Here is a 23256-nt window from a genome sequence, read left to right as displayed (position 1 = left end):
TCGATGACGATTCGCGAGCTGATCGAGGGACACTACCGACACTTCAACGCCGCGACCGTGCGCGACGCGGCGCGCGCCTACGTCGAGCACCTCGACCATGGTGGTCGAATGTTCTTGACGATGGCGGGGGCGATGAGCACCGCGGAGCTCGGCCGCTCGCTCGCGGAGATGATCCGCCAGGAGAAGGTCCACGCCATCTGCTGCACCGGCGCGAACCTCGAGGAAGACGTCTTCAACCTGGTCGCGCACAACCTCTACGAGCAGATCCCGAACTGGCGCGAGCTCAGCGCCGCGCAGGAGCAGGAGCTCTACGAGCGGCGCATGCCGCGCGTCACCGACACCTGCATTCCCGAGGAGGAAGCGATCCGGCGGATCGAGGCGCTGGTGATCGAGGAGTGGAAGGCGGCGGACGCGGCGGGCGAGCGCCACTTCCCGCACGAGTTCCTCTACCGCATCCTGCGCTCCGGCAAGCTCGAGTCGTCCTACCAGATCGATCCCAAGGACTCGTGGCTGCTCGCGGCGGCGGAGCGCGACCTGCCGATCTTCGTCCCCGGCTGGGAGGACTCGACGCTCGGCAACGTCTACGCGGCGCACTGCATCGAGGGCAACATCCGCTCGGTGCACACCGTCAAGACCGGCATCGAGGCGATGATGGAGCTCGTGCGCTGGTACACCGAGGAGAGCAGCCGCACGCCGCGCGGCATCGGCTTCTTCCAGATCGGCGGCGGCATCGCGGGGGACTTCCCGATCTGCGTCGTGCCGCTGCTGCGCGAGGACCTGCGTCGCAGAGAGACGCCGCTGTGGGCGTACTTCTGCCAGATCGGCGACTCGACCACGAGCTACGGCAGCTACAGCGGCGCGGTGCCGAACGAGAAGATCACCTGGGGCAAGCTCAGCATCGACACGCCGCGCTTCATGATCGAGTCGGATGCGTCGATCGTAGCGCCGCTGATCTTCGGGTACGTCCTCGGCTGGTAGTCCGCCGTACCGGACGGCGCGCGACGCGCGCTTCGTCCTGACAAGAATTCGCCCCGCGCTGCACGGCTGGAAGGTCTGCGGTGCGGCGCGGAGCGCGAGACGATCTCGACCTCCAGGGTCTTCTGACGCGAGCCGTCACGGGGTGAGCTCGGCCCTCGGGCTCGCGCGCAGGCCTGACCCTGCCCTGCCCCGCAGATTGAGGACGCGCGTCCCATCCGCACGCCGTCGCTTACACACGCCCTGAACTTTCCACAGGGTTCGCGCGCCGCGGCGCCGTCGAATGCCCGCGCAGCGTGACACTCCGCCTGGAAAGGATCCTGCATGAGCCCCTTGCGAAAGCTGCCACGGCCGCGCCCCGCGCGCGGCCGATCACCGGCGCCGCTCGGCGACACGAGCGCCCGCGCGTGACGCGAAGGCGCGCGCGACGAGGTCCGCCGGCGGCACCAACCCACGACATGGCCCGCAAGGAGGCTACGACGATGTTCAACGAAAGCTCTCTGGTCGGCTGCGCGCATCCACGGCGCGCGTCGCTTCTCGCCGCGCTGCCGGCGCTCGCCCTCGGCGTGCTGCTTGCCGCGCCGCAAAGCGCGTCCGCTCAGGGCTCGGGCGTGCAGGTCACGCCCGACGCCGACGAGGTCCTGGTCAGCAAGGACGTCAACAACGAGCGCTGGGCGATCACGCGCAACGACGACGGCACGGTCACCGGCAACGTCTTCCCGCTCGACGGCGGCCAGCCCTCGTTCGTCTGGTGCGAGCAGCACGACGACGATGACGACGGCGACTTCTTCGACGACTTCATCGACTTCATCGACGACCTGATCGGCCGGGACGACGATGACGACAACGACGACAACGACATCCTGCGGTACAGCTGCTACGGCGCCGGGCCGTGCTTCGAGCCCCCGTGCAGCGAGGACCAGTGGACCTTCATCGCCGACGTCGACCTGCCGGAGTCGTTCTTCCGGCCGTGACGAGCGCGCTCTAGCTGCTGCTTCGGCGGCTCCTCCCGACGCCCGACGCCATCGAGATTTCGATGGGCCGCTGGCCGTCGGGAGGAGCGTCGGGGAAGGGCGCCTCGCCCCTGGTGCTCGCCGGCTGGTCGCAGCCGTCAGGAGGGGAGCTGGCCGGCTCGGCTGGCGCGCTGGCCGGTGCGGCTCGCGCGCGGTTCGACGTTGCCCTCGGCGAGCGCGCGCAGGAGGCTCGCCTCGCGCAGGAGCCCGATCAGCTCGTTCATCCGGTCGATGCCGTCACGCGCCATGCGGCGCGCGGTCTCGGGATCGACGCGCGCGGCGATGCGGCTCCCGAAGCGGCGGATCTCCTCGCGCGTCAGCCACTGCACCATCTCGACGTAGATCTCGAGGTCCTGCGCGGAGAAGCCGAACTCGTTGCTGTAGCCCCCTTCCCTGCGCAGCCGCGCCCAGGTCTCGGCGATCGCGACCGAGCTGCCCTCGAGGCACTGCTTGCCGCCGCGCACGACGATCTCGACCGCGCCGAGCTTCGCCATCTCGCGCAGCTCGGACACCGGCAGGCCGATGCGCCGCGCGAGCTTGGGCAGCGTCTCCGGCGGGTGCGGGCGGTCGCGCTCGACGGCCGGCTGGATCGTGCCGTCGAGCGCGTTCAGCGCGCGCGCCTCGACCTCCGACAGCTCGCGCGCGGCGCCCACGATGCCCTTGATCACCGACAAGGGCAGGTAGCGCTCCGCCTGCAGGCGCTTGATCAGCAGGATGCGCTCGACGAACGCCGCGTCGTACCAGGCGACGTTGCGCCCGGGACGCTCGGGCTCGGGCAACAGCCCCTCGCGGATGTAGAAGCGGATCGTCTCGCGTCCGACACCGGTCGCACGCTCGAGATCCTTCATCTTCAGCCGGCGCTGCGGCGCTCGTCCCGCGCTCCTGCGTTGGCTCACGTCACTGTAGACGCTGCTCGGCCTCGCCAGCTGACGCGCCCAGCTCGGCCACCGCGGCGATCTCGCGCTCGCGGCGCTCGCGGTCGAAGCGCTCGCCGACGGCCTGGTCGTTCGCGGTCAGCGCATCGAGATCGACGTCGGCGAACCCGAGCACGCCCATCTTCTCGTACGCCTTGCGGATGCGCGGCCCCCACAGGCCGATGTCCTTCATCGTCGGCACGATACGCGTGAACAGGTTCGTGCGGAAGAGCTTCATGAACTCCGACTGGTCGACGTGCTGGGCGCACTCGTCGACCGGCAGTCCGAGCGTCTCCCACACCTCCTCGCCGAGGAAGCGGTCGCGCAGGAGGTAGCAGCCCTCGACGGCGAACTCCTCGCGCTCGTCGCGCTCCTTCTCGGTCAGCTGCGGGTAGTAGTCGCGCAGCGCGAGCCGGCCGAAGGCGACGTGCCGCGCCTCGTCCTGCATGACGTAGGCGTTCACCGACGCCGCGAGGCGGTTCTTCGCGTTGTCGCGGATGAAGCCGAAGGCGGCGAGCGCGACGCCCTCGATCAGCACCTGCATGCCGAGGTAGACGAAGTCCCAGCGCGACTCGGTGAGCGTGTCGCCGATCAGCTTCTGCAGGTGCTTGTTGATCGGGTAGACCAGCTCGAACTTGCTGTGCAGCAGACGCGAGTACGCCTCGACGTGGCGCGCCTCGTCGATCACCTGCGTCGCGGCGTAGAACTTCGAGTCGAGGTCGGGCACCTGCTGCACGATCTTCGCCGCGCAGATCAGCGCGCCCTGCTCGCCCTGCATGAACTGCGAGAGCTGCCACGCCTGGAAGTGCCGGCGCAGGTTCGCCTTCTCGGCCGGGGTCATCCGGTTCCACGGCCCGGAGCCGAAGATCGGGATGGTCTCGTCAGGTAGCTGCTCGGGGTTCTCCGGGTCGAGATCCTGCGACCAGTCGATGCGCTCGTTGGCGTCCCACTGCAGGCGCTTGCCCTTCTCGTAGAGGTTCAGCAGCTTCTCGCGGCCGTCCTGGTACTCCCAGTTGAACCGCGCCTCGAAGTCTTGCTTGACGGTCCACTCCAGGTCCCCGACGGGGTAGGCGTAACGTTCCTGCGTCAGCATCGCGTCCTCCCGGCGCCGCCCGATGGCGCCCTGCTGCTACGTAGTGCGTAGTCGTACTCCGCATTTCGTCCGGGAGTCAACCCCTCCGGGCAAGCCGTCGCGCCGCCCGCGACGTTGTCGCCGCCGGGCGCGAAATCTACGACCGTCGCATGAAGACCGACGTGCCCTACGAGGAGTTCATCCGCGACCTCGAGAGCGATCCGCGCCGGCTGGTCGCCGTCGAGCGCCCGCGGCCGCACTGCGCGGTCGTCCGCCTCGACGACCCCGAGAACCACAACGCGCTCTCCGGCGTGCTGACGGTGCAGCTGCGCCGGGCGCTCGCCGAGACGCTCGCCGATCCGGAGATCCGCTCGGTCGTGCTCACCGGCACGGACCCGATGCTCTCGGTCGGCGGCGACTGGAAGCTCATGCGCGACCGCGGGCACAGCGCGATCGAGCGCGCCGAGGGCAACGTCGGCATCTGGAAGTGGATCCGCTACCAGTTCGGCGGCGTCGCGCGGCTCATCGCGCACTCCGACAAGCCGGTGGTGGTCGCGGTGAACGGACCGGTGGCGGGCGTCGCGCTCGCGTGGACGCTGAACAGCGATCTGGTGATCGCGTCGGAGCGCGCGCAGCTCGTGCTCGCCTTCGGCCGCATCGGCCTCGTTCCCGAGGTCGGCACCAACTGGGCGCTCACGCGCCGCGTCGGCTACCAGAAGGCGTTCGAGCTCTTCGTCCGCGGCGGGGTGATCGACGCCGGGAAGGCGCTCGAGCTCGGCCTGGTCAACGAGGTCGTGCCGCACGAGCGGCTCCTCGAGGCGGCGCTCGCGTGGTGCGACCGCATCGCGCGCCTCCCCGAGCACGCCGTCACGATGACCAAGCCGCTCATGCGGAACGCCGCCGACATGAGCTTCGAGCAGACGCTCCTCGCCGAGGAGTTCGCCGAGCCGACGACGTTCACGACCGCAGCGCACAAGCGCGCGATCGAGGAGCTGCTCGCCAAGACCGCGAAGGCGGTGACGGACTAGGGAGGCGCCGCGGCGCCTCCCCCGCCGTCCTTCAGACCAAGGCGCCCCTCAGATCGGCGTCAAGCGATTCGCGATGCCGCCGGTCAGCGACGTGTCGTACGCGTCGACGTCGCGCACCGGCGAGCCCTCGTCGAGCGGCACGCTCGCGAGGTCGACCCAGAACAGGTTCGGGCTCGTCGTCGACTGGAAGTAGTAGACGCGGTGCGTGAGGTCGGCGATGCCGAACCACAGCGTCGGCCAGGTGTCGGTGGTCACCGAGCTCGAGGTGTCCTCGGCCCCGAACGGCACCGCGACCGTGCGCGCGACGCTGTACACGCCGGCGACGGCGCCGGCCACGTCCTTCGGCGCCGGCAGCGTCTTCAGGTACGACGCCGCGCGCACGAAGCGGCTCAGCGGATCGATGTCGCCCGGCATCGAGCGCTCGCCGCCGAAGAGCTTGTAGTTCTTCAGGTTCGCGAGCTGGATGTCGTAGGCCGGCTCGTTGGTCATCACCTGGTACTGCTTGCCGTGGTGGACGACCCTCTTGTCGCCGATGAACTCGATGATCGCCGAGTCGCCGCTCGCGTCGGCGATCGACAGGTGCAGCGGCCACTCCCGGTCGGCGAGGATCGGCGCCACGATCTGGAAGCCCGACATCGCCTCGAGCGCCTCGTTCACGGTCGCGAAGTTGTCGAGCATGTACTGCGCGAGGAGGTAGTTCGACAGCACCGGCCCGTCGCCGCGCGGCGGGTACTGCGTCTGGTCGAGATACAGGAGGTTCGCCGACAGACCCTTCTCGTTCATGCCGTCGCTGGTCGCGGCGCCGAACGCGGTGACGGCGACGCTGCCGTACTTCGACTTCCAGCGCAGCGCGTTGGGCTCGTTCTCCGCCCCCGTGCGCTCGATCCCGCGCGGGTAGACGACGATGCGCGCCTCGTCCGAGCGGAACAGGTCGACGGTGCGCGCGACCACCTTCGCCTGATCGTTGTCGTTCCAGAAGATCCGCGAGCAGGCGACGGCCCGCTGCGGGGCGAGCGCGGCGGCCAGCACGGCGGCGCCGACGAGAGCGTGATGAAGCTTCATCCCGGGAGTATCGGCGGCCGAGCGCCGCGGCTTCAGTCGTCGCGGTGGGGCTACGCGGCGTCTTCGAGGCGCAGCGGACCGGGCAGACGACCCCGCGTCAAGACACCGCCGGCGCCTCGCGCGGCGGCCGGAGGGCGACCACGTCGAAGCTCGCGCGCAGCGTGAAGCCGAGCGCCGCGTAGAGCCGGATCGCGTCGTGGTTGTCGGCGGCGGCGTGCAGGAAGGGCGTCTCGCCGCGGGCCTGGATCTGCTCGACGAGCGCACAGACGAGCTCCGTCGCGAGCCCGCGGCCGCGCGCGGCGTCGGCCGTGCAGACCGCGCTGATCTCGGTGTAGCCGGGCGGCCGCATGCGCTCGCCCGCCATCGCGAGCAGCGCGCCGCCCCCGCGGATGCCGAGGTAGGTGCCGAGCTCGATCGTGCGGCGGAGAAACGGTCCGGGCTTGGTCGCGGCGACGAGCGCCAGCATGTCGTCGACGTCGGCGTCGCCGAGCCGCACCGCGCGCGCGCTCGGCGCGCTCCGCGCGCCGCCGCCGACCATCTGCACCGTCGGAGCGCGGAACGTCTCCCGCCAGCCGTCGGGTGCCTGGACCTCGGCGGGGCGGAACAGGACGACGAGCCCCCTCGGTCCGACGAGCGTCGCGAGCGCGCGCCAGTCGTCCTCCGTCGGCGCGTCGGGCAGCGCCGCGAACGGCGTGACGTCGGGTTGGTAGCGCGCGGCGCCGGGCAGCGTCTCGCCGAGCGCGCGGTGGGGGCCTGCGAGCGCGTGCCACGCGGGGTTGTCGAGCGGGTGCACGAGGGCCTATGTTGCCGATCGAGCCGAGACATGACGACCCAGACCTGGCAGCTCGACGAGCCGACGCTCGCCCACCACCTCGCCCGCATCGAGGAGGACGGCTACACGGTGCTCGAGGGCGCGATCGAGCCCGAGCTCGTCGTGGCCCTGCGCGACACCATCCGTCGCCTCGAGCGCGAGCTCGACGTCAAGCCGCGCGGCACCGCGGCCGAGGGCCACGCGACCCGTCGCATCTACAACCTGCTCGCCAAGGACCCGGTGTTCCAGGCGATGCCGCTGCACCGCAACGTCCTGCCGCTCGTCGAGCGCCTGCTCGACCGCGGCTGCCTGCTCTCGGGCATGACGGCGATCGACATCGGCCCCGGCGAGGATCCACAGCCGCTGCACGGCGACGACCTCGTCATGTCGCGCCACCTGAAGCGTCCGCACGCGCCGATGATGGTCACCTGCATGTGGGCGCTGACCGACTTCACCGAGGCCAACGGCGGCACGCGCTACGTGCCGGGCTCGCACCGCTGGCCCGACGTGCCCGGCCCGGACGGCGTCCCGGGAGACGTCGAGGTGCGGGCGATCGAGATGCCGGCGGGCAGCGTGATGGTCTTCCACGGCAGCCTGTGGCACGGCGGCGGCGCGAACCGCACGGAGTCGGAGTGGCGCTGCGGCGTCAACGTGCAGTACTGCCCGGGCTTCGTCCGCCAGCAGCAGAACCCCTACCTCGGCATCCCGCGCGAGATCGCCGCGACCTTCCCGGATCGATTGCTCGAGCTGCTCGGCTACCGCCTCTACCGCGGCATCATGGGCCACGTCGACGGCAAGAGCCCCGGTGAGGTCGTGTTCGGCGAGCGCATGGCGGAGACGGCGTACCGCGACGCCGAGCAGCGCCGCCGGGCGCGGCGTTGATCCTCGCGTCCGGCCGACGGTGAACGCGGTGCGGGGGCGCACCGTCGCGCTCGCGACGCTCGCGCTGTTCGCGGCGTTGTTTCTCGTCCTCTACGTCGCGCTCGCGCAGAGCGCGCGCTTCGTCCCGGACGACCTCTGCCTGTTCGCGAGCACGCGCAAGTGGGGCGTGCTCGGCACGGAGTGGCAGCTCTACACGACGTGGTCCGGGCGCTGGGCGTCGAACCTGATCGTCGCCGCGGTGATGTCGACGCTGTCCGACGCGCGCTCGTCGTACCCGTTCTCGCTCGCCGCCCTCGCCTACGCGGTGCTCTCGACGTGGGTCGTCGCGCGCGTCGTCTGGCGCGACGCGGTGCGCGCGGCGGTGCTGCCGCTCCTCGCGCTGGTGACGGTCGCCCTGCTCTTCTACGCGACCCCGCACCGCGGCGACTCGTGGTTCTTCGTCTTCTGCGCGATCGAGAACCTGGTGCCGCTGTGCTGCGCGCTGCTCGCGCTCGCCTGCGTGCTGCGCGCGGACGCGCACCCGCGCCTCGCCGTTCCCGCGGCGCTGCTCGCGGCGATCTCCACCGCGGGCCACGAGTCGGTCGCGCTCTCGGCGCTCTTCCTGGGTGGGCTCGGGCTCGCGCTCGGCTTCGTCGTGCGGCGCGACGATCCGCGTCTCGCGCGAGGCGCGGTCGTGCTCGCGGTCGCGCTCGCGAGCTTCGCGGTCTCGGCGGCGTCACCGGGGAGCGCCGCGCGCCTCGATCAGCTACCGCGCGCGCCCTTGCACGTCGCGCTGCGGGACGCGCTCACGGGCGGGCCGCAGGTCCTGCGCGGCGTCGCCGAGGCGACGCCGTCCGCGCTCCTCGCGACCCTCGCCACGTGGACGCTCGCGGCGCTCGTCTTCGCGCCCGAGCGCGCGACGGCGCTGCCGCCGCGCCGCGTGCTCGGCGTCGTCGCGCTGCTGCTCGTCGCCGCGTTCGGCGTCGCCGTCGCGGCGAGCTTCCCCGGCTACTACGCGCTCGGCACGCCGCCGCCCGAGCGCGGACGGTTCGTCCTCGCCTTCTTCCTGATCGGCGGCATGGCGACGCTCGGCGTCGCGCTCGGTGGCGTGCTGCGCGCGGTGCCGGGCAGCGCGCCGGCGGTGGTCGCCGCCGTGGTGCTCGCCGCGTCGTTCGTCGGCTACCGCCAGACCGTGCGCATGCTGCCCGAGATCCAGGTCGCGCGGCGCTACGCCGCGGCCTACGACGCGCGCATCGCCACCATCCTCGCCGCGCGACGTCCCCGCGACCGCTCGACGATCTTCGTCGACCCGCTGCCGTCGAGCGGCCCCCTGCGCTCGGCCGAGCTCGATCCGGAGAACCCGCGCGCGTATGCGAACCGCTGCCTGAAGAACTACCTCCGCCTGCTGCGCCCGATCCTGCGGCGCACCGCCGCGACCCCGCCGCGAACCGCCTAGTTTGCGCCTCGGGATCGCCCTATGCTCGCGCGTCATGCCGACCGGCACCGACGCCCTCGCGAGCGTGTCGATCTTCGGCGGGCTGTCGAGCGAGGCGCTGCGCTTTCTCGACGAGCGCCTCGAGACGGTGCACGTCCCCGCGGGCGGCTCGTTCTTTTCCGAAGGCGACCTCGGCGACAGCGTCTACGTTCTCGACGAGGGACGGGTCGAGGTGACGAAGTCGCGCAACGGCAAGAGCACGGTGCTGGCGCTGCTCGAGCCGGGCTCGTGCTTCGGCGAGGTGGCGCTGATCGGCATCTGCCCGCGCACCGCGAGCGTCCGCGCGCTCGACGACTGTCGGGCGCGCAAGCTGCCGAGCCGCGTGCTGCTCGAGCTCTACCGGCGCCTGCCCGAGCAGTTCACGCTCCTCCAGATGAACCTCGGCCGCGAGGTCGCGCGAAGGCTCTCGCACCTCACCGACGCCCTGCTCGAGCTCGTCGCCGCGGACGACGAGCCGACGCTGCTCGCGCGGCACTTCGGCAGCAGCGTCAAGTAACGATCGCGTCGCGACGTGCGACGTCGCCGGGGCGTCGGCTCAGTACGCGACCCGCGCCTCGAGCATGCCCGACGCACCCCGCACGACGATCAGGCGCGACATGCAGGGCATGCAGTAGACGCGGTCGCCGGGGCGCAGCTCGCGCGTCGAGCGGATCACGACCTTGCACACCGGGCACAGCACCTCGTTCGGCGCGAGCATGTCCCCGGCGCCGCGCCACTTGCGGTAGAAGCGCCGGAAGCGACGCGGCACCTCGTCGAAGCCGGTGTCCTCGAGGACGAAGCGACGTCGCTCGCGCTTCTCCTCCGGACCGCTCGGCAGGGCTTCGGCTTCGAGCGGATCCTCGAGCGCGTCACCGGCGAGCAGATTCGGCGTGTACACCAGGGCGACGTCCCCGACCGTCGGCATCGCACCCCCCTCCTCACGGCCGCGCGGGCGTCTGGTACTCGAGCCCGATGCGGGTGAGCCGCGCCTTGAAGTCGCGCAGCACGGTGTCCGCGAGCAGCTGCTCCATCTGCTCGGGGCTCATCCCGCCGAGATCCGCCCCCTGGTAGGTGCCGCGCGGGCGGTCGACGCCGAGCTTCTGCAGCTCGTCGACCGTGCGGCTGCCGCGGAACGCGTCGGCGAAGGTCGCGAGCATGAAGTAGGACATGTCCTTCTGCATCTGCTCGATCTCGGACTTCTTCTCGGGGTACTGGCGGACCAGCGAGCCGATGCGGTTCTCCCCGAAGCCGACGTGCCGGCGCTCGTCGGCGATCGTGCCGGACAGCGTGTGCGCGAACTTTGGATTGATGCTCGCGTTCATCGCGTACATCATCTCGAACACGCTGAACGCCATCCCCTCGAGCACGACGTTCTGGCCGACGACGCCGGCGACGAAGTCCTTGCGGTCGACCTTCTCGAGCAGCACCTCGGCGAACTTGACGAGGTTCGGGTTGGCGTAGTGGCGGATCGTGTCCTCGAGCTCGCTCTTCGGGACGCCGAGGTCGTACAGGCGCTGCGTGAACACCTCGACGTGCCGCGCCTCGTCGAGCGTCTGCGTGGCGAGGAAGCGGCGGCTCCCCTCGTCGGGCGCCGCGTTGATCAGCCCCGAAGACGCCGACAGCGCGCAGCGCTCGCCGACGATGAGCTGCACCGTCGCCTTGATCGACTCCTCGCGCAGCACCTCGTTGTCGAGCAGCAGCTCCGGCTCCTTCTCGCCCGGCGCGTGCCCGTACTCGGTGCCCATGAGGTACCCTTGCGGCGCCGATTCGAGCCAGCCCTGGATCGAGTACGCGGAAAGAAAGTCGGCCATCGCGTGAACCTCCGTCGCGAGCGGCGCCACGCAGGCGATGTGCCAGATCGGCATCCGCCCCAATCGACCGCTCGGACGGCCACGACACGACGAGACCGCGGGCGCGCGGGCGCGTCCGCTTCCCGGCGCCGGGAACGCGAGGACCGGCCGCGTTCCGAACGGCGGGAACGCGCCGTCCGGCCGCGGGGGGCGCCGCTCAGCTCTCCGGGAAGGTCACCACGGCGAGATCCACCGGCAGCTCGTTGCGACGCTGCGCTTCGCCCTCGACCGGCACGACCTGCACCTGCTGGTCCGCCTTCTCGAGCTCCTCGTCGAGGCTGCTCTGCGACACCGCGCGGCCGGTGACCTCGAAGGCGTCGATGACGTAGGGCACGCCGTTCGAGCCGAGCGGCGACGGACCGTCCATGACGTGGAAGTGGAGGTGCGGCGCGTCGCTGTTGCCGGAGTTGCCGACGAGCCCGAGCACCTGCCCGCGCTTCACGCGCTCGCCCTCGCGCACCCGGATGCTGCCGGGCTGGAAGTGCGCGTACAGCGCGTAGCGGCCGCCGCCGAGGTCGAGCACGACCGCGTTGCCGTCCGCGGTGGTCGCGGTGACGCCTTCCGGGAAGGCGCCCGGCGTCCCCTCCGGCATCCCGTCCTGGACGTGCGCGACGGTCGCGTCGGCGACCGCGATCGCCTCGGCGCCGAACTGCGGGTAGCTCTCGTTGCGCTTCGGATCGCCGCTCGCCAGGCGATCGTCCTCGGTGAGCTGCATCCAGTCGATGGCGTAGCGCTGCGCGAGCCGGCGCTCGCCGTTGATCGGCAGCACCGCGCGGCGGTGGTACGAGTCGCAGCAGCTCGCGGCCGCGACCCAGCGGGCGCCGCGCAGCGGCGGTCCGACGACGAGCGGCGCGTCGGTGATCACGTCGGTCGGCGCGACGCGCTCGACGGTGCGCTCGCCGAGCGGCGGCTTCGGCTGCTTGGTGGTCGCGACGATGCGGTGCGCGAGCTTCTTCGGCACGTCCTCGCGGCGCGGAAAGCTCGCCTCGAGGTACATCACCGTGTCCTGTCCCGGGCCGAGCGTGGTCGAGCGCACCGGCGGCCCGATGCGCGACGCGAGGTTCTCGCCGTCGAGCTTCGTCACCACCGCGTCGCCGCGCGTCGGATCGAGCACCTCGACCGACTCGATGGTGATCGGGACGTCGGTCACGTTGGTCAGCACGAGCTCCCAGGGCAGACGCCACACGCCGTCGCTCTGCACGACCACGGCGGGCGTCGCGAGGACGCGCGCCAGGACCGGCGTGAGCTGGTCCTCCGCGCGCGGCTCGTCCTGCGTCGCGTGCGCGGCGGCGCGCGCGCTCATGCCGCCCCCGACGACGACGAGCGCCACGGCGAGCGCAGCTCGGAGGACCGAAGGAGCGTTCGGATGGGGTCGCGAGCTGCGGGACATGGGCTCTCCTCTCGACGCGCGCGGCTCAGGCGCGGTAGGGCGCGTAGAGCAGCAGCGGTCTTCGCTCCTCGCGCCAGCTCTCCTCGTCCGGCGCGAGCAGATGGTCGAGATCGCCCGGACGCGCCGCCGGGTCGTCGACCCAGGTGCGCAGCAGCGGGCTCCCGTTGATGACGTCGATCGCGCGGCGCTCGCGCTCGTACTCGTACTCGAAGTCGCGCCACAGCGGCGCGTCGGGATGCAGCGCGCGGTACGCCTTCAGGAGCAGCGCGACGATCCGGTACGGGCGGAAGACGTCGTGCTTGTAGCCCGGGTCGTCGACGTGGATCTGCACACCGGCGCAGAGCTTGCGCGCGTGCTTGTGGAACGTCGGCTCGAACCAGCACGGACGCAGCCGGCAGCCACGCAGCCACTCCGGCGCGAGCCGGTGCATCTCGGCGAGCAGTGCGCGCGCGTCGATCTCGGGCGCGCCGACGATCTCGAGCGGCCGCGTCGTGCCGCGTCCTTCGGAGAGCTCGGTGCCCTCGATCATCACCGTACCGGCGTAGCAGCGCGCCATCGACAGGTTCGGCGCGTTCGGGCTCGGGTTGACCCACGAGAGCTGCCCGATCGGCCAGCCGAAGCCGGGCGCCGCGTGCGGGTCCCAGCCGTGCACGGCGACGACCTCGAGCTCGACGTCGATGTTCGCCGCGCGCACGAACCAGCGCGCGAGCTCGCCCAGCGTGAGGCCGTGGCGCATCGGCATCGGCCCCGCGCCGACGAAGCTCTCCCAGCCCGGACGCAGGCGCAGCCCCTCGACCGGCCGGCCCACCGGGTTCGGGCGGTCCAGCACCCACACCGCCTTGCCGCGGCGTCCGGCGTCCTCGAGGACGTAGCGCAGCGTGGTCGCGAACGTGTAGATGCGGCAGCCGAGGTCCTGCAGGTCGACCAGCAGGACGTCGATCTGGTCGAGCATCGCGTCGGTCGGACGGCGCGTCTCGCCGTAGAGGCTCCACACCGGGATGCCGTGCACCGGATCGACGTAGTCCTCGGACTCGATCATGTTGTCCTGCTTCTCGCCGCGCATGCCGTGCTGCGGTCCGAAGGCCGCCACCACGTCGAGGTCGCCGCAGGCGACGAGCGCGTCGAGCGAGTGCGTCAGCGTCGAGGTCACCGACGCCGGGTGGCCGAGCAGCGCGACGCGCCGCCCGCTGAGCTTCGCGCGCAGCGCGCGGTCCTCGAGCAGCCGATCGATGCCGAGCTTCACACCCATCGCGTCCTCACGACCCGGCCCGCGCGGCGAGCGACGCGCTCCAGCCGCCGGGGTCGTGGAAGTCGGGATGGGCGCCGGGGTGCGCGAGCGCGAAGTACGCGACCTTGCCGTCGTGCTCCTCGACCACGGCCGAAAGGCCGAGCGCGTACGGCGGCGGGCCGAGCAGCGCGGCGACCGGCTCGAGATCGAGCAGGACGTCGAGCGTGAGCGTGCGCGCGTCGCTGCGGGTCGCGCTGCGCGGCGCGCGCGCCAGGGGAACGTCGCGCATCCCCCGGCGTCGATCGTCGAACGCGTAGAGCGCCCAGTCGCCCGTCGGCGCGAAGTTTGCCTCGACGTACGCGGGACGCGTCGCCGCGCCGAGAAAGGCCTCGCAGCAGGTGTGCCGCCAGAGCTCGTCGCGTCGCCTCGGCGCGCTTGCGGGCGCGGGCAGCGCGATGCGAGCAAGCTCTCCGTGCAGCACGAAGCGCAGCCACAGCGTCGTCCCCTCGAGCGCCGCTCCGCCACTCACCTCGAGCGCCGCGCTCGGCGGCGTCGTCGGGTGGTGCACGAGCGGCGTGAGCGCCGGCTCGCTCCGACCACGCGCTGCCGCGAAGGTGCCGGTCATGGCAGCGCGATAGCCCACGCTCGCGGCCGCGACAACGCGCCATGCGATGAAATCCGCGCGTCGTGCGTCGAAGGACGCATGCGGTGCCGCGGCGCGATCCGTAGGTGCTGCACGCTGCGGGAGCGCGCAGGGAGCCCGCTTGGCGGCGCGCTCGGGATCACGATATGCCTGCGGAGGGAGGTTTCATGAGGAAGCTTGTGAGGACGTTGGTGGTGTCGCTGGTCGTGGTGCTCACGACCGGCTCGTTCGGCGTCGCGTGGGCGCAGACCCACGCCGTCCCCGAGGCGCTGGTCAAGGCGACGCCGGAGCAGCGCGCGAAGGTGGAAACCGAGATCATGACCGAGCGCCTGTCCTTGACACCCGAGCAGATCCCGCAGGTCGAGGAGATCAACAAGAAGTACGCCGAGGACATGCAGCCGATCCTGACCGGTGACGGCGGCGACGTGGTGAAGAACCATCGCGCCGCGCGCAACATCGAGGGCGCCCGGGACGCGGCCATGCAGAAGGTCCTCAGCAAGGACCAGTTCCGGAAGTTCGTGGCCGCGAGGCAGGGGATGCGCAACGCGATGATCGAGAAGCTCACCGCGAGCCTCGGGCTGCCGACCCCCACGCCCGCCCCGACCTTCCCGCCCGACGGCGCCCCCACCGCGACCCCGAGCGGCGACGCGGCGAAGGGCGATGGCGCCAAGGGCGACGCCAAAGACGAGGGCGGCAACGCCGCCAAGAGCGAGGACGCCGCCAAGGGCCAGGGCGCCGAGGCACCGAAGAGCGCCGGCAACTGAGCGCACCCGAGCGCATGTGCGAGCCCTGGGGCTTCGCGAGCGAGCTCGACGACGTCGCCGGCGCCATCGCGATCGTCGGCGTCGGTGACGCGGAGTTCTCGAAGGCCTCGGGGCGCTCGGCGCGGGAGATCGCGGCGCAAGCCGCGGAGCGTGCGCTCGCCGACGCCGGGCTCGCCCCGGCCGACGTCGACGGTCTGATGTGGCTGCCGTTCTTCGGCGGCCAGCTCGACGCGGCGGCGTTCCACGCGCACTTCGGCACCTCGCACGCGATGTGGACGTCGCCGCACGGCGGCGGCATGGTGTGGGCGGGCTCGGCGCCGTACGAGGCGGCGCTCGCGATCCGCGCCGGCAAGGCGCGCTACGTGCTCAACGCCTTCGCCGTCACCTGGGCGACGCAGCGCGCGCAGATGGTCGGCGGTCCCGGCCAGGTGCACGCCGAGGACCTCTTCAAGCAAAATCTCGAGGTGCCGTTCGGCTGGTTCCCGCAGCCGGTCTACTTCGCGAGCATCGCGCGGCGGCACATGCACGAGTACGGCACGACGCCGGAGCAGCTCGGCGCAATCGCCGTCGCATGCCGCCGTCACGCGACGCTCACGCCGGGCGCGGTGATGCACGACAAGCCGCTGACGCTCGAGGACTACCTCGCGAGCCCGGTGATCGCCGATCCGTTTCGCCGCGAGGACTGCTGCCTGATCTCCGACGGCGGCGCGGCCTACGTCATGACCTCGCTCGAGCGGGCGCGCGATCTGCGCAAGCCGCCGGTCGCGGTGCTCGGCGTCGGCGTCGGCAACTCGCGCACCGGCTCCTACTGGTCGCAGCAAGGCGACTTCACCGCGACGCCGCAGGTGTACGCCGCGCCGGGCGCGTTCGCGATGGCGGGGATCGAGCGCGCCGACGTCGACGTGCTCGCCTGCTACGACCCGTTCACCATCGTGTCGCTGATGCAGATCGAGGACATGGGCTTCTGCCCGAAGGGCGAGGGCGGCGCGTTCGTCGCGGGCGACACGCTCTGCTTCGACTCCGGCAAGCTGCCGTACAACACGCACGGCGGGCTGCTGTCGCACGCCTACGTGCTCGGCATCGCGCACGTCACCGAGCTCGTGCGCCAGCTGCGCGGCGAGGCAGCGGCGCAGGTGCCCGACGCCGAGATCGGCGTCTACGGCGGCTACAGCGGTCCGCAGGCGAGCACGCTGATCCTGGCGCGGACCTGACGGACGCGCGCCCGAGACGTCCGATGCACGCCGCCTTTCCGCTGCCCGACGTCGCCTGGGAGCCGACGCGCGAGCTGTGGGCGGGCGCCGCGCGCGGCGAGCTGCGCTTGACGCGCTGTCGCTCGTGCGCGCGCCTCGTCTGGTACCCCGAAACGCCGTGCCGCCATTGCGGCGGCGCGGAGCTCGCGTGGACGACGCTCGGCGGGCGCGGACGTCTGTTCTCGTTCTCCATCGTGCGCCACGCGTGGATCCCGCAGGTCGCGGATCTGCTGCCCATCGTGCCCGCGCTGGTCGCGCTCGAGGAGGATCCGCGCGTGCGGTTCGTCACCCGCATCGTCGACTGCGCGCCCGAGGATCTCCGCTGCGACATGCCGGTGCGCGTCGTGTTCCGCCCGCTGCGCTTCACGGGGGTCGCGGGCGAGGTCGTGGCGCCGCTGTTCGCGCCGGATCGCGGCTGACACTCTCGAGCTTGACGATCCGGCGCCTCTGACCAGGCGGGCGCGGCCGCGCGCGCCTGCGCGCGCCCGTCCGCCCGCTTCGCGCGACCGCTCGACGTCGCGCTCATCGCCAGCGGGTCCTCCCCATCGACCCGCAACCGAGCGACGCATTCTCGACGCCCGACGTGGCGCGCGTGCAAGCAATCGCACGATGCGCAGGCGCGCGCCTATCGGTCGTCGCTGGCGAACTCGCTGGCGAGCGTCAAGGTCGAAAAATTTGTTCGCTACCACATTGCATCTCGCACCGACCTCGGTGATGCTCGGCGCGTCCGGCACCGACTCCGACCACCATCGATCCGAGCACCGCAGCTGGCCGCCGTAGCTGATGGAGGTCTTTTTGATGTTGATGCGTGCAGCACACCGCACACCCGGCGCCACCGGACGACGCGCTGCCCTTCTCATCGCTTGCTTCCTGTTCGTCGCCGCTCCCGCAGCGGCCCAGTCGAGCGCCAGCAGCTCCGCCTACGGCGCCGCCGTCGGAATGACGCTCCTGCCGCTCCTCGGCGCCGGCATCCCGATCGATCTTCCCGCCCAGCCCGTCGCCCAGGGCTCGGGGCCGCCGAGCTATTCGGACGGGCCCTACCAGACGCTTTCGGTGAACGTCTCGACGCCGTTGACGGGCCCGATCCTGTCGACCGGAGCCCTGGTCGCCTTCACGGTCTCCGACGTCCCCGACAATGCGTCGACGGCCTCCGTGGCGGAGATCGACGGCCTCTCCCTCAACCTGGCGGGGCTGGTGCCGCTGCTCACCCTGAGCGCGTCCACCATCACGTCGAACGCCAACATCAGCGGCGACTGCGGTGCGTTCGCGGCGGACGGCGACACCGTGATCGAGGATGCGCAGGTCGGCGGCACGCTCGGCCTGGGCCTCGTGCTGCCGCAGAACCCGCAGCCCAATCTCGTACTGCTCGATCTGCTCGGCCTGCGCGTCATCGTCAATGAACAAATTCTCACCGGCGACGGCGTGACGAGCCTCGGCCTCGCGGTCAACGCGCTGCGCGTGGAGCTCGACGTGTCGATCCTCGGGATCGGCGCGCTGAGCGGCGAGATCGTGCTCGGCCACTCCGAAGCGTACGTCGAATGCAGCGGCGCCGTGACGCCGACGCCGACGGTCGCGCCGACGCCCACGCCCACCCCGGGCGGCGGCCCGACACCGACGCCGGGCGGCGGACCCACGCCCACCCCGGACGGCGGTGCGACCCCGACCCCGTCCGGCGGCGCGACGCCGACGCCCGGAGCGCAGCCGACGCCAACCGACGAGCCGACGCCGGTGGCGCCGACCCCGAGCCCGTCGCCGACGCCGGCGCCGAACCCGACCCCGACGCCGCTGCCCGGACCGGCGGGCACCGATCCGCACACCGACGAGCTCGGCCTCGGCGACGAGGGCTTCGCCGGCATGACGCTCAACCCGGGCGGCGTCGGACAGCTGCTCTACGGCACCCTGTACGACGTGCGCCGCGTCGCGGGTCTCGCCGGCGAAGACGATCAGGCGGTCAACATCCAGATCGTCAATCTCAATCCGCTCGGCGGGGAGCTCGGCGGCGTGCTCGCGCGCGTGCGCTTCCGCGAGTCCAAGACGAGCCGCGAGGTCTACGCCTTCGACGTCGCGCTGTCGTGCGGCGAGGTGTGGGCGGGCGTGGTGACGCTCGGCGACGCCGGCGTCCCGACGATCCGCTCGCGCATGCCGATCGTCACCTCGCTCGGCTCGACCACCCTCACCACCGGACCGGCGCTCGACCCGACGAGCGGCGGCGCCGAGGGGGTGTTCGAGGTCCCGAACGGCCTCGCGGCCGACGACGTGCGTCGCGGCTACTTCGAGGTCATCGCGCAAGAGCAGCTCCCGTGCGAGCCGCTCGAAGGTGGCTTCGTGCGCGAGGGCAACACGTTCGCGCGGCTCACCGGCGACCTGGCGACGCCGCCCAACAGCCTCGCGGGCCACGTCGCGCTGGTCCGCGCGGTGTCCGGCGTGGCGTACGACTACGAGATGCCGGCGATCGCACGTTTTGTGATTGACGGCGGTGGCTCGATCGCGGCGCCGCTCTCGAGCGGGCTCCCCGACGTGCGAAGCTGCATCAACTGGGACAAGGGCTCCGAGAGCCCGTACTCGGGCCTCGCGAGCTGCCGCGACCAGCTCGACCTCGTGCTGTCGAAGTCGAAGCTGCACGTCACCTACGACGTGAGCCCGCTCACCGCGGGCAAGACCTTCCTGGTCCTCGCGCTGCCGACCAAGGGCGTGCACTGCACCGACGACGTCGCGAGCCCGCCGTTCCGCTGCTCGCCGAGCGGCGAGCGCATCGGCTGCCGCACGTTCGACCGCGAGGAGAACGAGCTCTTCCCGAGCCCCGAGTGCAACCTGCCGCGCGAGCTGTCGATTCTGCAGATCGGCGGGCCGCCGGACGCGCGCGCCGATCAGACGCTCGCCACCGGCAACTTCATCTCGGGCTGGATGACCTTCAGCCTGGCGTCCGATCCGGCGCCGGGCGGGAGCGGCGTCCACGAGCGCCGCAACCTCGACCCCGACCGCGCGTCGTTCCTCGGCGTGCGCGCGAGCGGCTTCCGCGGCCTGCCTGCCCTGCCGCTCGTGCTGCAGGAGTACTTCAACGGCAACGTCGGCGGGACGTTCGGCATGCTGGCGACGGCGCCGAGCGAGATCGAGCTTTACGGGATCGATCCGTAGGCGCCGCGACGCCGGCAGCTCGCCGCTCGCGTCGAGGCCCGGCGGCCGCCCGCATCCGTGCGGACGGCCGCCGGGGCGCCGGCGCGAGGCGAGGGACGCGCCGGCAGCGTCGGACGACGCTCAGAGACCGCAGACGTCGGCCGCGGCCTGGACCGCCGGGCCGAACGCCGGATCGCGCGGCCGCGAGGTCGCGCACGAGGCGAGCCGCGCCGCGAACGCCTCCGAGAACTGCTCGGTCCTCTGGACGATCAGGTTCGACAGGCAGCTGCAGGCGCGGTGCTTGGTGAAGCAGTAGATCCCGGCCATGAAGTCGACGACCCCGGCCGAGTGGCCGACGACGAGGCCGACGTCGCCGTCGTCGCCGTAGAGGATGAAGTTGACGGCGGTGCTGCAGGAGAGCGCGTAGGCGCGGGCCTCGTTCGGCGTCGCGAGGCCGAGCGTCGCGAGCAGCGCGAAGAGCGAGAGCAAGGTCTTCAGGGCGTTCTTCACTGGTCGTCTCCTTTCCTGTTCATCCGGTCGATGAGCGCCGCGCGCACGGCGCGCGCGACGGCCGCGGTCGTCTCCGGGTCGGCCTCCGCGGCGGCGGAGGGGCGTTGCTCGATCAGGTCGCGCACGGTGCGCGCGAGTGCTTGACGCCGGGCGGGCAGCGAGTCGCCGCCCGGCACGCGCGTGGCCTCGGCGGGCGGCAGGCCTGCCGCGATCTCCGCGTCGAGCGCGGCAGGCGCGTCGTCGCCGGCGTGCCGGTCGGCGAGCGCCGCGGCGAGCTCGACGCGCGCCGCGAGCGGATCGAGCTCGGCCGCGCCGCGTGGCGCGGTCGCGTCCGGGCCGCTCCAGCGCAGCACGAGCGCCGCGAGGAGCGCGCCGACCGTAGCCACGAGCGCGAGCTGCGCGCCCGAGGGGAGCGGCTTCGAGCCGCCGGGGTGGATCGTGCGACGTCGATTCACGCCGCGACGTAAAGCACGGCGCGAAGACAGCGGCTGTCCCGGCCCGGATCGGGCGCGTCGACGCCGTCGCGCCGACGCTCGCCGCGCTCAGTGCACCGTCGACGACGTTCCGGAGCGACGCTGCGGCAGCGCCGACACGAGCGCGCTCAGCGCGTCGAACTCGACCGGCTTCGTGAGGTGGTGGTCGAAGCCCGCCGCGAGCGCGCGCGCCTTGTCCTCGCTGCGCCCGTAGCCGGTGAGCGCGACCAGCAGCGCGTGCGGGATGCCCTCGTCGGCGCGCATGCGGCGCGCCACCTCGTAGCCGTCGATCCCCGGCAGCCCGATGTCGATCAGCACGACCTCGGGGCGCCACGCGCGCGCGCTGTCGAGCGCCGCGAGGCCGTCGTCGACGACGCGCACCTGGTGGCCGAGCAGCTCGAGGAGAAGCGCCATGCTCTCGGCGACGTCGGGATTGTCCTCGACCAGCAGCACGCGCGCGCGCTCGACCGCGGACGGCTGCGCCGCCGACGTCTGCGGCTCCGTGCGCTCCGCCGGCGACAGCGCCGGCAGCCGGACGACGAGCTCCGCGCCCTTCCCCAGCCCCTCGCTGTGCGCCTCGACCGATCCGCCGTGCAGCTCGACGAGCTGACGCACGACCGTGAGCCCGACGCCGAGCCCGCCCTGCGTGCGCGCGAGCTCGCGCTCGGCCTGGCTGAAGAGCTCGAAGATGCGCGGCAGCATCTCGGGCGCGATGCCGGCGCCGTCGTCCACGACGCGCAGCACCGCGTCGCCGCCCGCGCGCTCGACGCTCACCTCGATGTGCCCGCCGGCCTCGGTGTACTTCGCCGAGTTGGTGATCAGATTGACCAGCACCTGCTCGAGCCGGGTCTGGTCGCCGTTCACCTCGAGCGGCTCCTCGGGCAACGACACCCGCAGCGTGTGACCGCGGTCGTCGACCAGCGGGCGCGTCGTCTCGACGGCGCGCTCGACGATCGCCTGCACGGAGACCCGCGCACGCTGCAGCGTGATCTTGCCGCGCGAGATGCGCGCGACGTCGAGCAGATCGTCGACCATGCGCGCGAGCTGATCGGCGCCGCGGCGCGCGATGCCGAGCGCGCGCTCGCGGCGCCCGGGGTCGAGGCTCGCGGTGACGATCGCGTTGCGCACCGACGCGAGCGGATTGCGCAGCTCGTGACCGAGCATGGCGAGGAACTCGTCCTTGGCGCGGCTCGCCTGCTCGGCCTCGCTGCGCAGCCGACGCTCGGCCTGGTAGAGGCGCGCGTTGTCGACCGCGACCGCGGCGTGCGCCGCGAGCCCGGTGACGAGACGCTCGGCGTGCTCGGTGAACACGCCGCGGCGCGGGTGTCCGAGCACGAGCGCGCCGAGCACCTCGCGCCCGCGGCCGACCACGGGAACCGCCATGTAGCTGCGCACCGTCGGCTCCGCCGGCGCGCCCGCCGACGCGTCGGCGCCGCACCCCGCGCGCAGATCGTCGAGGCGCACGACGCTCTCGCCGCGCAGCACGCTCGCGAGCGGCGAGGACTCCGGACGGCAGCCCGCGCCCTCGAGCCAGCTCGACGGACCCAGCACCTCGCGCAGCTCGTAGCGCTCTCCCAGCCCGTCGACCTGCCGGTAGAAGAAGGCGCCGTAGCGCGCGCCGGCGAGCTGGGTCGCCGCTTCGGTCACGGCGTGCAGCAGCTTGTCGAGCTCGAGCTCCGCCGACAGCGACAGCCCGACGCGCGAGATCGTCTCGAGCGCCTCGCGGCCGCGGCGCAGCTCGTCCTCGGCGCGCTTTCGCCCGGTGATGTCGCGCGCGATCTTCGACGCCCCGACCACGGCGCCCGATGCGTCCTTGATCGGCGAGATGGTGAGCGACACGTGGATGCGCCGGCCGTCCTTGCACAGGCGCTCGGTCTCGTAGTGCTCGACGCGCGCGCCGACGCGGATCTTGGCGAGGATCTGCGCGATGTCGTCGGTGCGGTCGGGCGGCACGAGCAAGTTGAGCGGCCGGCCGAGCATCTCCTCCGCGGTGTAGCCGAAGATCCGCCGCGCGCCGTCGTTCCAGCTCGTCACGATGCCGTCGAGGGTCTTGCCGATGATCGCGTCGTCCGACGACTCGACGATCGCCGCGAGGCGCGCGCGCTCCGAGCGCTCGCGCGCGAACGCGTCCGTCTCGTGCTGGAGCTGCGTGACCGCGCGCAGGCGGGCGTCGGAGGAGACCAGCGCGGTATAGCTCTCCGCCGGAACGACCTCCGTGTGCTGGTCGCAGACCTCGTGCAGCAGCGCCCCCGTGGGCTCGCAGCCGCCGACGCGGACCGGATAGGCGCAGAGCAGCGCGAGCGGCATGCGCTCGGTGAGCTCGTTCCAGAAGCGCTCGAGACGCAGCGCCTCCTCGTGGCGTCCGTCGCGCCACAGCACGGCGACGATCTCCCCGAAGGCGCGGACCTGCGCGCGATTCTCCGCGACGCGCGCGAGCGTTCCCTCGACGACGTCGAGGAAGCGCTCGCGATCGACGCGCCCGTCGACCGACACCTCGCGCAGGATCTGCCGCGCATCGAGCGCGACGTAACGCCCCTGCGCGCTTGCAGCGGGAACGTCGATGCCGTAGCTCGCAAGCCGCGCCTCGAGATCGGCGACGTGCGGCTCCTCCGCGATGACCACCAGGCCGTCGCCCGCGTCGAAGCCGGCGACGATGAAGCGCGACACCTGGTCGAGGAGGAAGGCGTCGCCCTCGTAGAGCTGAACGACGTGAGAGCCGCGACCGGGCTCGTCCGGACCGCCGGGCGCGCGCGAGCCGCGTCGTGGACGCGAGCTACTGTGCAAGGGTTCTCCTGAGCGAGCGCGGGGCCGAGCGATCGCGCGT

General features: G+C 72.1%; 22 protein-coding genes. 10 read left to right on the top strand and 12 right to left on the bottom strand.

All coding sequences use genetic code 11. The features are described from left to right. Positions 1-3: 3 nt before the first annotated feature. Together VIS07_06300 and VIS07_06295 are read left to right on the top strand one after the other, a co-directional pair. The gene (locus tag VIS07_06300; GenBank protein ID HEY8515102.1) at positions 4-978 is read left to right on the top strand and encodes a deoxyhypusine synthase family protein; all 975 of its coding nucleotides are present in this window, start codon (positions 4-6) and stop codon (positions 976-978) included. Between the two features lie 479 nt (positions 979-1457). Next, positions 1458-1949 (top strand): hypothetical protein, encoded by a 492-nt coding sequence (locus VIS07_06295; protein HEY8515101.1) that lies wholly within the window; start codon positions 1458-1460, stop codon positions 1947-1949. Between the two features lie 137 nt (positions 1950-2086). Here VIS07_06295 and VIS07_06290 read toward each other — a convergent pair whose 3' ends face one another. Together VIS07_06290 and VIS07_06285 are read right to left on the bottom strand one after the other, a co-directional pair. Next, positions 2087-2884, bottom strand: coding sequence for a MerR family transcriptional regulator (locus VIS07_06290; GenBank protein ID HEY8515100.1), 798 nt, complete (start codon positions 2882-2884; stop codon positions 2087-2089). 1 nt (position 2885) lies between these two features. Next, positions 2886-3995 (bottom strand): diiron oxygenase, encoded by a 1110-nt coding sequence (locus VIS07_06285; protein ID HEY8515099.1) that lies wholly within the window; start codon positions 3993-3995, stop codon positions 2886-2888. A gap of 149 nt (positions 3996-4144) precedes the next feature. Here VIS07_06285 and VIS07_06280 point away from each other — a divergent pair, with 149 nt between their 5' ends. Continuing rightward, entirely contained in the window at positions 4145-5002 is an 858-nt protein-coding gene (locus VIS07_06280) for an enoyl-CoA hydratase/isomerase family protein (GenBank protein HEY8515098.1), read from the top strand. A gap of 48 nt (positions 5003-5050) precedes the next feature. Here the strand turns inward: VIS07_06280 and VIS07_06275 are convergent, their stop codons facing one another. Both VIS07_06275 and VIS07_06270 read right to left on the bottom strand, forming a co-directional pair. After that, complete coding sequence (locus VIS07_06275) at positions 5051-6064, bottom strand: linear amide C-N hydrolase (protein ID HEY8515097.1); 1014 nt, start codon at positions 6062-6064, stop codon at positions 5051-5053. Positions 6065-6161: 97 nt separating this feature from the next. Then, the gene (locus VIS07_06270) at positions 6162-6857 is read right to left on the bottom strand and encodes a GNAT family N-acetyltransferase (protein HEY8515096.1); all 696 of its coding nucleotides are present in this window, start codon (positions 6855-6857) and stop codon (positions 6162-6164) included. Positions 6858-6887: 30 nt separating this feature from the next. Here VIS07_06270 and VIS07_06265 point away from each other — a divergent pair, with 30 nt between their 5' ends. The 3 genes from VIS07_06265 to VIS07_06255 are packed head-to-tail and all read left to right on the top strand — an operon-like array spanning position 6888 to position 9727. Continuing rightward, on the top strand, positions 6888-7757 hold the full coding sequence (locus VIS07_06265) for a phytanoyl-CoA dioxygenase family protein (GenBank protein ID HEY8515095.1): 870 nt from the start codon (positions 6888-6890) through the stop codon (positions 7755-7757). A 28-nt stretch (positions 7758-7785) separates the two neighbouring features. Beyond that, entirely contained in the window at positions 7786-9192 is a 1407-nt protein-coding gene (locus VIS07_06260; protein HEY8515094.1) for a DUF6056 family protein, read from the top strand. A gap of 34 nt (positions 9193-9226) precedes the next feature. Further along, the gene (locus VIS07_06255; GenBank protein HEY8515093.1) at positions 9227-9727 is read left to right on the top strand and encodes a cyclic nucleotide-binding domain-containing protein; all 501 of its coding nucleotides are present in this window, start codon (positions 9227-9229) and stop codon (positions 9725-9727) included. Positions 9728-9766: 39 nt separating this feature from the next. Here VIS07_06255 and VIS07_06250 read toward each other — a convergent pair whose 3' ends face one another. The 5 genes from VIS07_06250 to VIS07_06230 form a co-directional block, all read right to left on the bottom strand. Continuing rightward, a complete protein-coding gene (locus tag VIS07_06250) occupies positions 9767-10135 on the bottom strand; it encodes a hypothetical protein (protein HEY8515092.1) in 369 nt (122 codons plus the stop codon). A gap of 13 nt (positions 10136-10148) precedes the next feature. Beyond that, the gene (locus tag VIS07_06245; protein HEY8515091.1) at positions 10149-11075 is read right to left on the bottom strand and encodes a ferritin-like domain-containing protein; all 927 of its coding nucleotides are present in this window, start codon (positions 11073-11075) and stop codon (positions 10149-10151) included. Positions 11076-11217: 142 nt separating this feature from the next. Beyond that, positions 11218-12390, bottom strand: coding sequence for a M23 family metallopeptidase (locus VIS07_06240; protein ID HEY8515090.1), 1173 nt, complete (start codon positions 12388-12390; stop codon positions 11218-11220). Between the two features lie 85 nt (positions 12391-12475). Beyond that, on the bottom strand, positions 12476-13699 hold the full coding sequence (locus tag VIS07_06235) for a DUF1343 domain-containing protein (protein HEY8515089.1): 1224 nt from the start codon (positions 13697-13699) through the stop codon (positions 12476-12478). 7 nt (positions 13700-13706) lie between these two features. Continuing rightward, positions 13707-14303 (bottom strand): DOMON-like domain-containing protein, encoded by a 597-nt coding sequence (locus VIS07_06230; GenBank protein ID HEY8515088.1) that lies wholly within the window; start codon positions 14301-14303, stop codon positions 13707-13709. A gap of 185 nt (positions 14304-14488) precedes the next feature. Between VIS07_06230 and VIS07_06225 the strand changes: the two genes are divergently transcribed. From VIS07_06225 to VIS07_06210, 4 genes are all read left to right on the top strand, one after another. After that, positions 14489-15085 (top strand): hypothetical protein, encoded by a 597-nt coding sequence (locus VIS07_06225; GenBank protein ID HEY8515087.1) that lies wholly within the window; start codon positions 14489-14491, stop codon positions 15083-15085. Positions 15086-15099: 14 nt separating this feature from the next. Next, on the top strand, positions 15100-16296 hold the full coding sequence (locus VIS07_06220; protein HEY8515086.1) for a thiolase family protein: 1197 nt from the start codon (positions 15100-15102) through the stop codon (positions 16294-16296). Between the two features lie 23 nt (positions 16297-16319). Beyond that, a complete protein-coding gene (locus tag VIS07_06215; GenBank protein ID HEY8515085.1) occupies positions 16320-16754 on the top strand; it encodes an OB-fold domain-containing protein in 435 nt (144 codons plus the stop codon). A 520-nt stretch (positions 16755-17274) separates the two neighbouring features. Further along, positions 17275-19470, top strand: coding sequence for a hypothetical protein (locus tag VIS07_06210; protein HEY8515084.1), 2196 nt, complete (start codon positions 17275-17277; stop codon positions 19468-19470). 120 nt (positions 19471-19590) lie between these two features. On the opposite strand, the gene VIS07_06205 is transcribed toward VIS07_06210, so the two are convergent. From VIS07_06205 to VIS07_06195, 3 genes are all read right to left on the bottom strand, one after another. After that, on the bottom strand, positions 19591-19959 hold the full coding sequence (locus tag VIS07_06205) for a hypothetical protein (GenBank protein HEY8515083.1): 369 nt from the start codon (positions 19957-19959) through the stop codon (positions 19591-19593). Next, positions 19956-20414, bottom strand: coding sequence for a hypothetical protein (locus VIS07_06200; GenBank protein ID HEY8515082.1), 459 nt, complete (start codon positions 20412-20414; stop codon positions 19956-19958). Before VIS07_06200 ends, VIS07_06205 begins: the two co-directional genes overlap by 4 nt. A gap of 87 nt (positions 20415-20501) precedes the next feature. Next, positions 20502-23216 carry a PAS domain S-box protein gene (locus tag VIS07_06195; GenBank protein HEY8515081.1) on the bottom strand — a complete coding sequence of 905 codons (2715 nt, stop codon included), beginning with the start codon at positions 23214-23216 and terminating at the stop codon, positions 20502-20504. Positions 23217-23256 lie beyond the last annotated feature (40 nt).

The sequence above is a fragment of the Candidatus Binatia bacterium genome (assembly GCA_036563615.1).
GTDB lineage: Bacteria > Desulfobacterota > Binatia > UBA12015 > UBA12015 > DATCMB01.
This window is presented reverse-complemented; position numbering and strand designations above follow the sequence as displayed.

Bases quoted from the DNA above. Each gene is read 5' to 3' on its own strand.
- VIS07_06300 (HEY8515102.1), top strand. From the start codon at position 4: ATGACGATTCGCGAGCTGATCGAGGGACACTACCGACACTTCAACGCC.
- VIS07_06295 (HEY8515101.1), top strand. From the start codon at position 1,458: ATGTTCAACGAAAGCTCTCTGGTCGGCTGCGCGCATCCACGGCGCGCG.
- VIS07_06285 (HEY8515099.1), bottom strand. From the start codon at position 3,995: ATGCTGACGCAGGAACGTTACGCCTACCCCGTCGGGGACCTGGAGTGG.
- VIS07_06280 (HEY8515098.1), top strand. From the start codon at position 4,145: ATGAAGACCGACGTGCCCTACGAGGAGTTCATCCGCGACCTCGAGAGC.
- VIS07_06275 (HEY8515097.1), bottom strand. From the start codon at position 6,064: ATGAAGCTTCATCACGCTCTCGTCGGCGCCGCCGTGCTGGCCGCCGCG.
- VIS07_06265 (HEY8515095.1), top strand. From the start codon at position 6,888: ATGACGACCCAGACCTGGCAGCTCGACGAGCCGACGCTCGCCCACCAC.
- VIS07_06255 (HEY8515093.1), top strand. From the start codon at position 9,227: ATGCCGACCGGCACCGACGCCCTCGCGAGCGTGTCGATCTTCGGCGGG.
- VIS07_06250 (HEY8515092.1), bottom strand. From the start codon at position 10,135: ATGCCGACGGTCGGGGACGTCGCCCTGGTGTACACGCCGAATCTGCTC.
- VIS07_06245 (HEY8515091.1), bottom strand. From the start codon at position 11,075: ATGCCGATCTGGCACATCGCCTGCGTGGCGCCGCTCGCGACGGAGGTT.
- VIS07_06235 (HEY8515089.1), bottom strand. From the start codon at position 13,699: ATGGGTGTGAAGCTCGGCATCGATCGGCTGCTCGAGGACCGCGCGCTG.
- VIS07_06230 (HEY8515088.1), bottom strand. From the start codon at position 14,303: ATGACCGGCACCTTCGCGGCAGCGCGTGGTCGGAGCGAGCCGGCGCTC.
- VIS07_06225 (HEY8515087.1), top strand. From the start codon at position 14,489: ATGAGGAAGCTTGTGAGGACGTTGGTGGTGTCGCTGGTCGTGGTGCTC.
- VIS07_06220 (HEY8515086.1), top strand. From the start codon at position 15,100: ATGTGCGAGCCCTGGGGCTTCGCGAGCGAGCTCGACGACGTCGCCGGC.
- VIS07_06215 (HEY8515085.1), top strand. From the start codon at position 16,320: ATGCACGCCGCCTTTCCGCTGCCCGACGTCGCCTGGGAGCCGACGCGC.
- VIS07_06210 (HEY8515084.1), top strand. From the start codon at position 17,275: ATGACGCTCCTGCCGCTCCTCGGCGCCGGCATCCCGATCGATCTTCCC.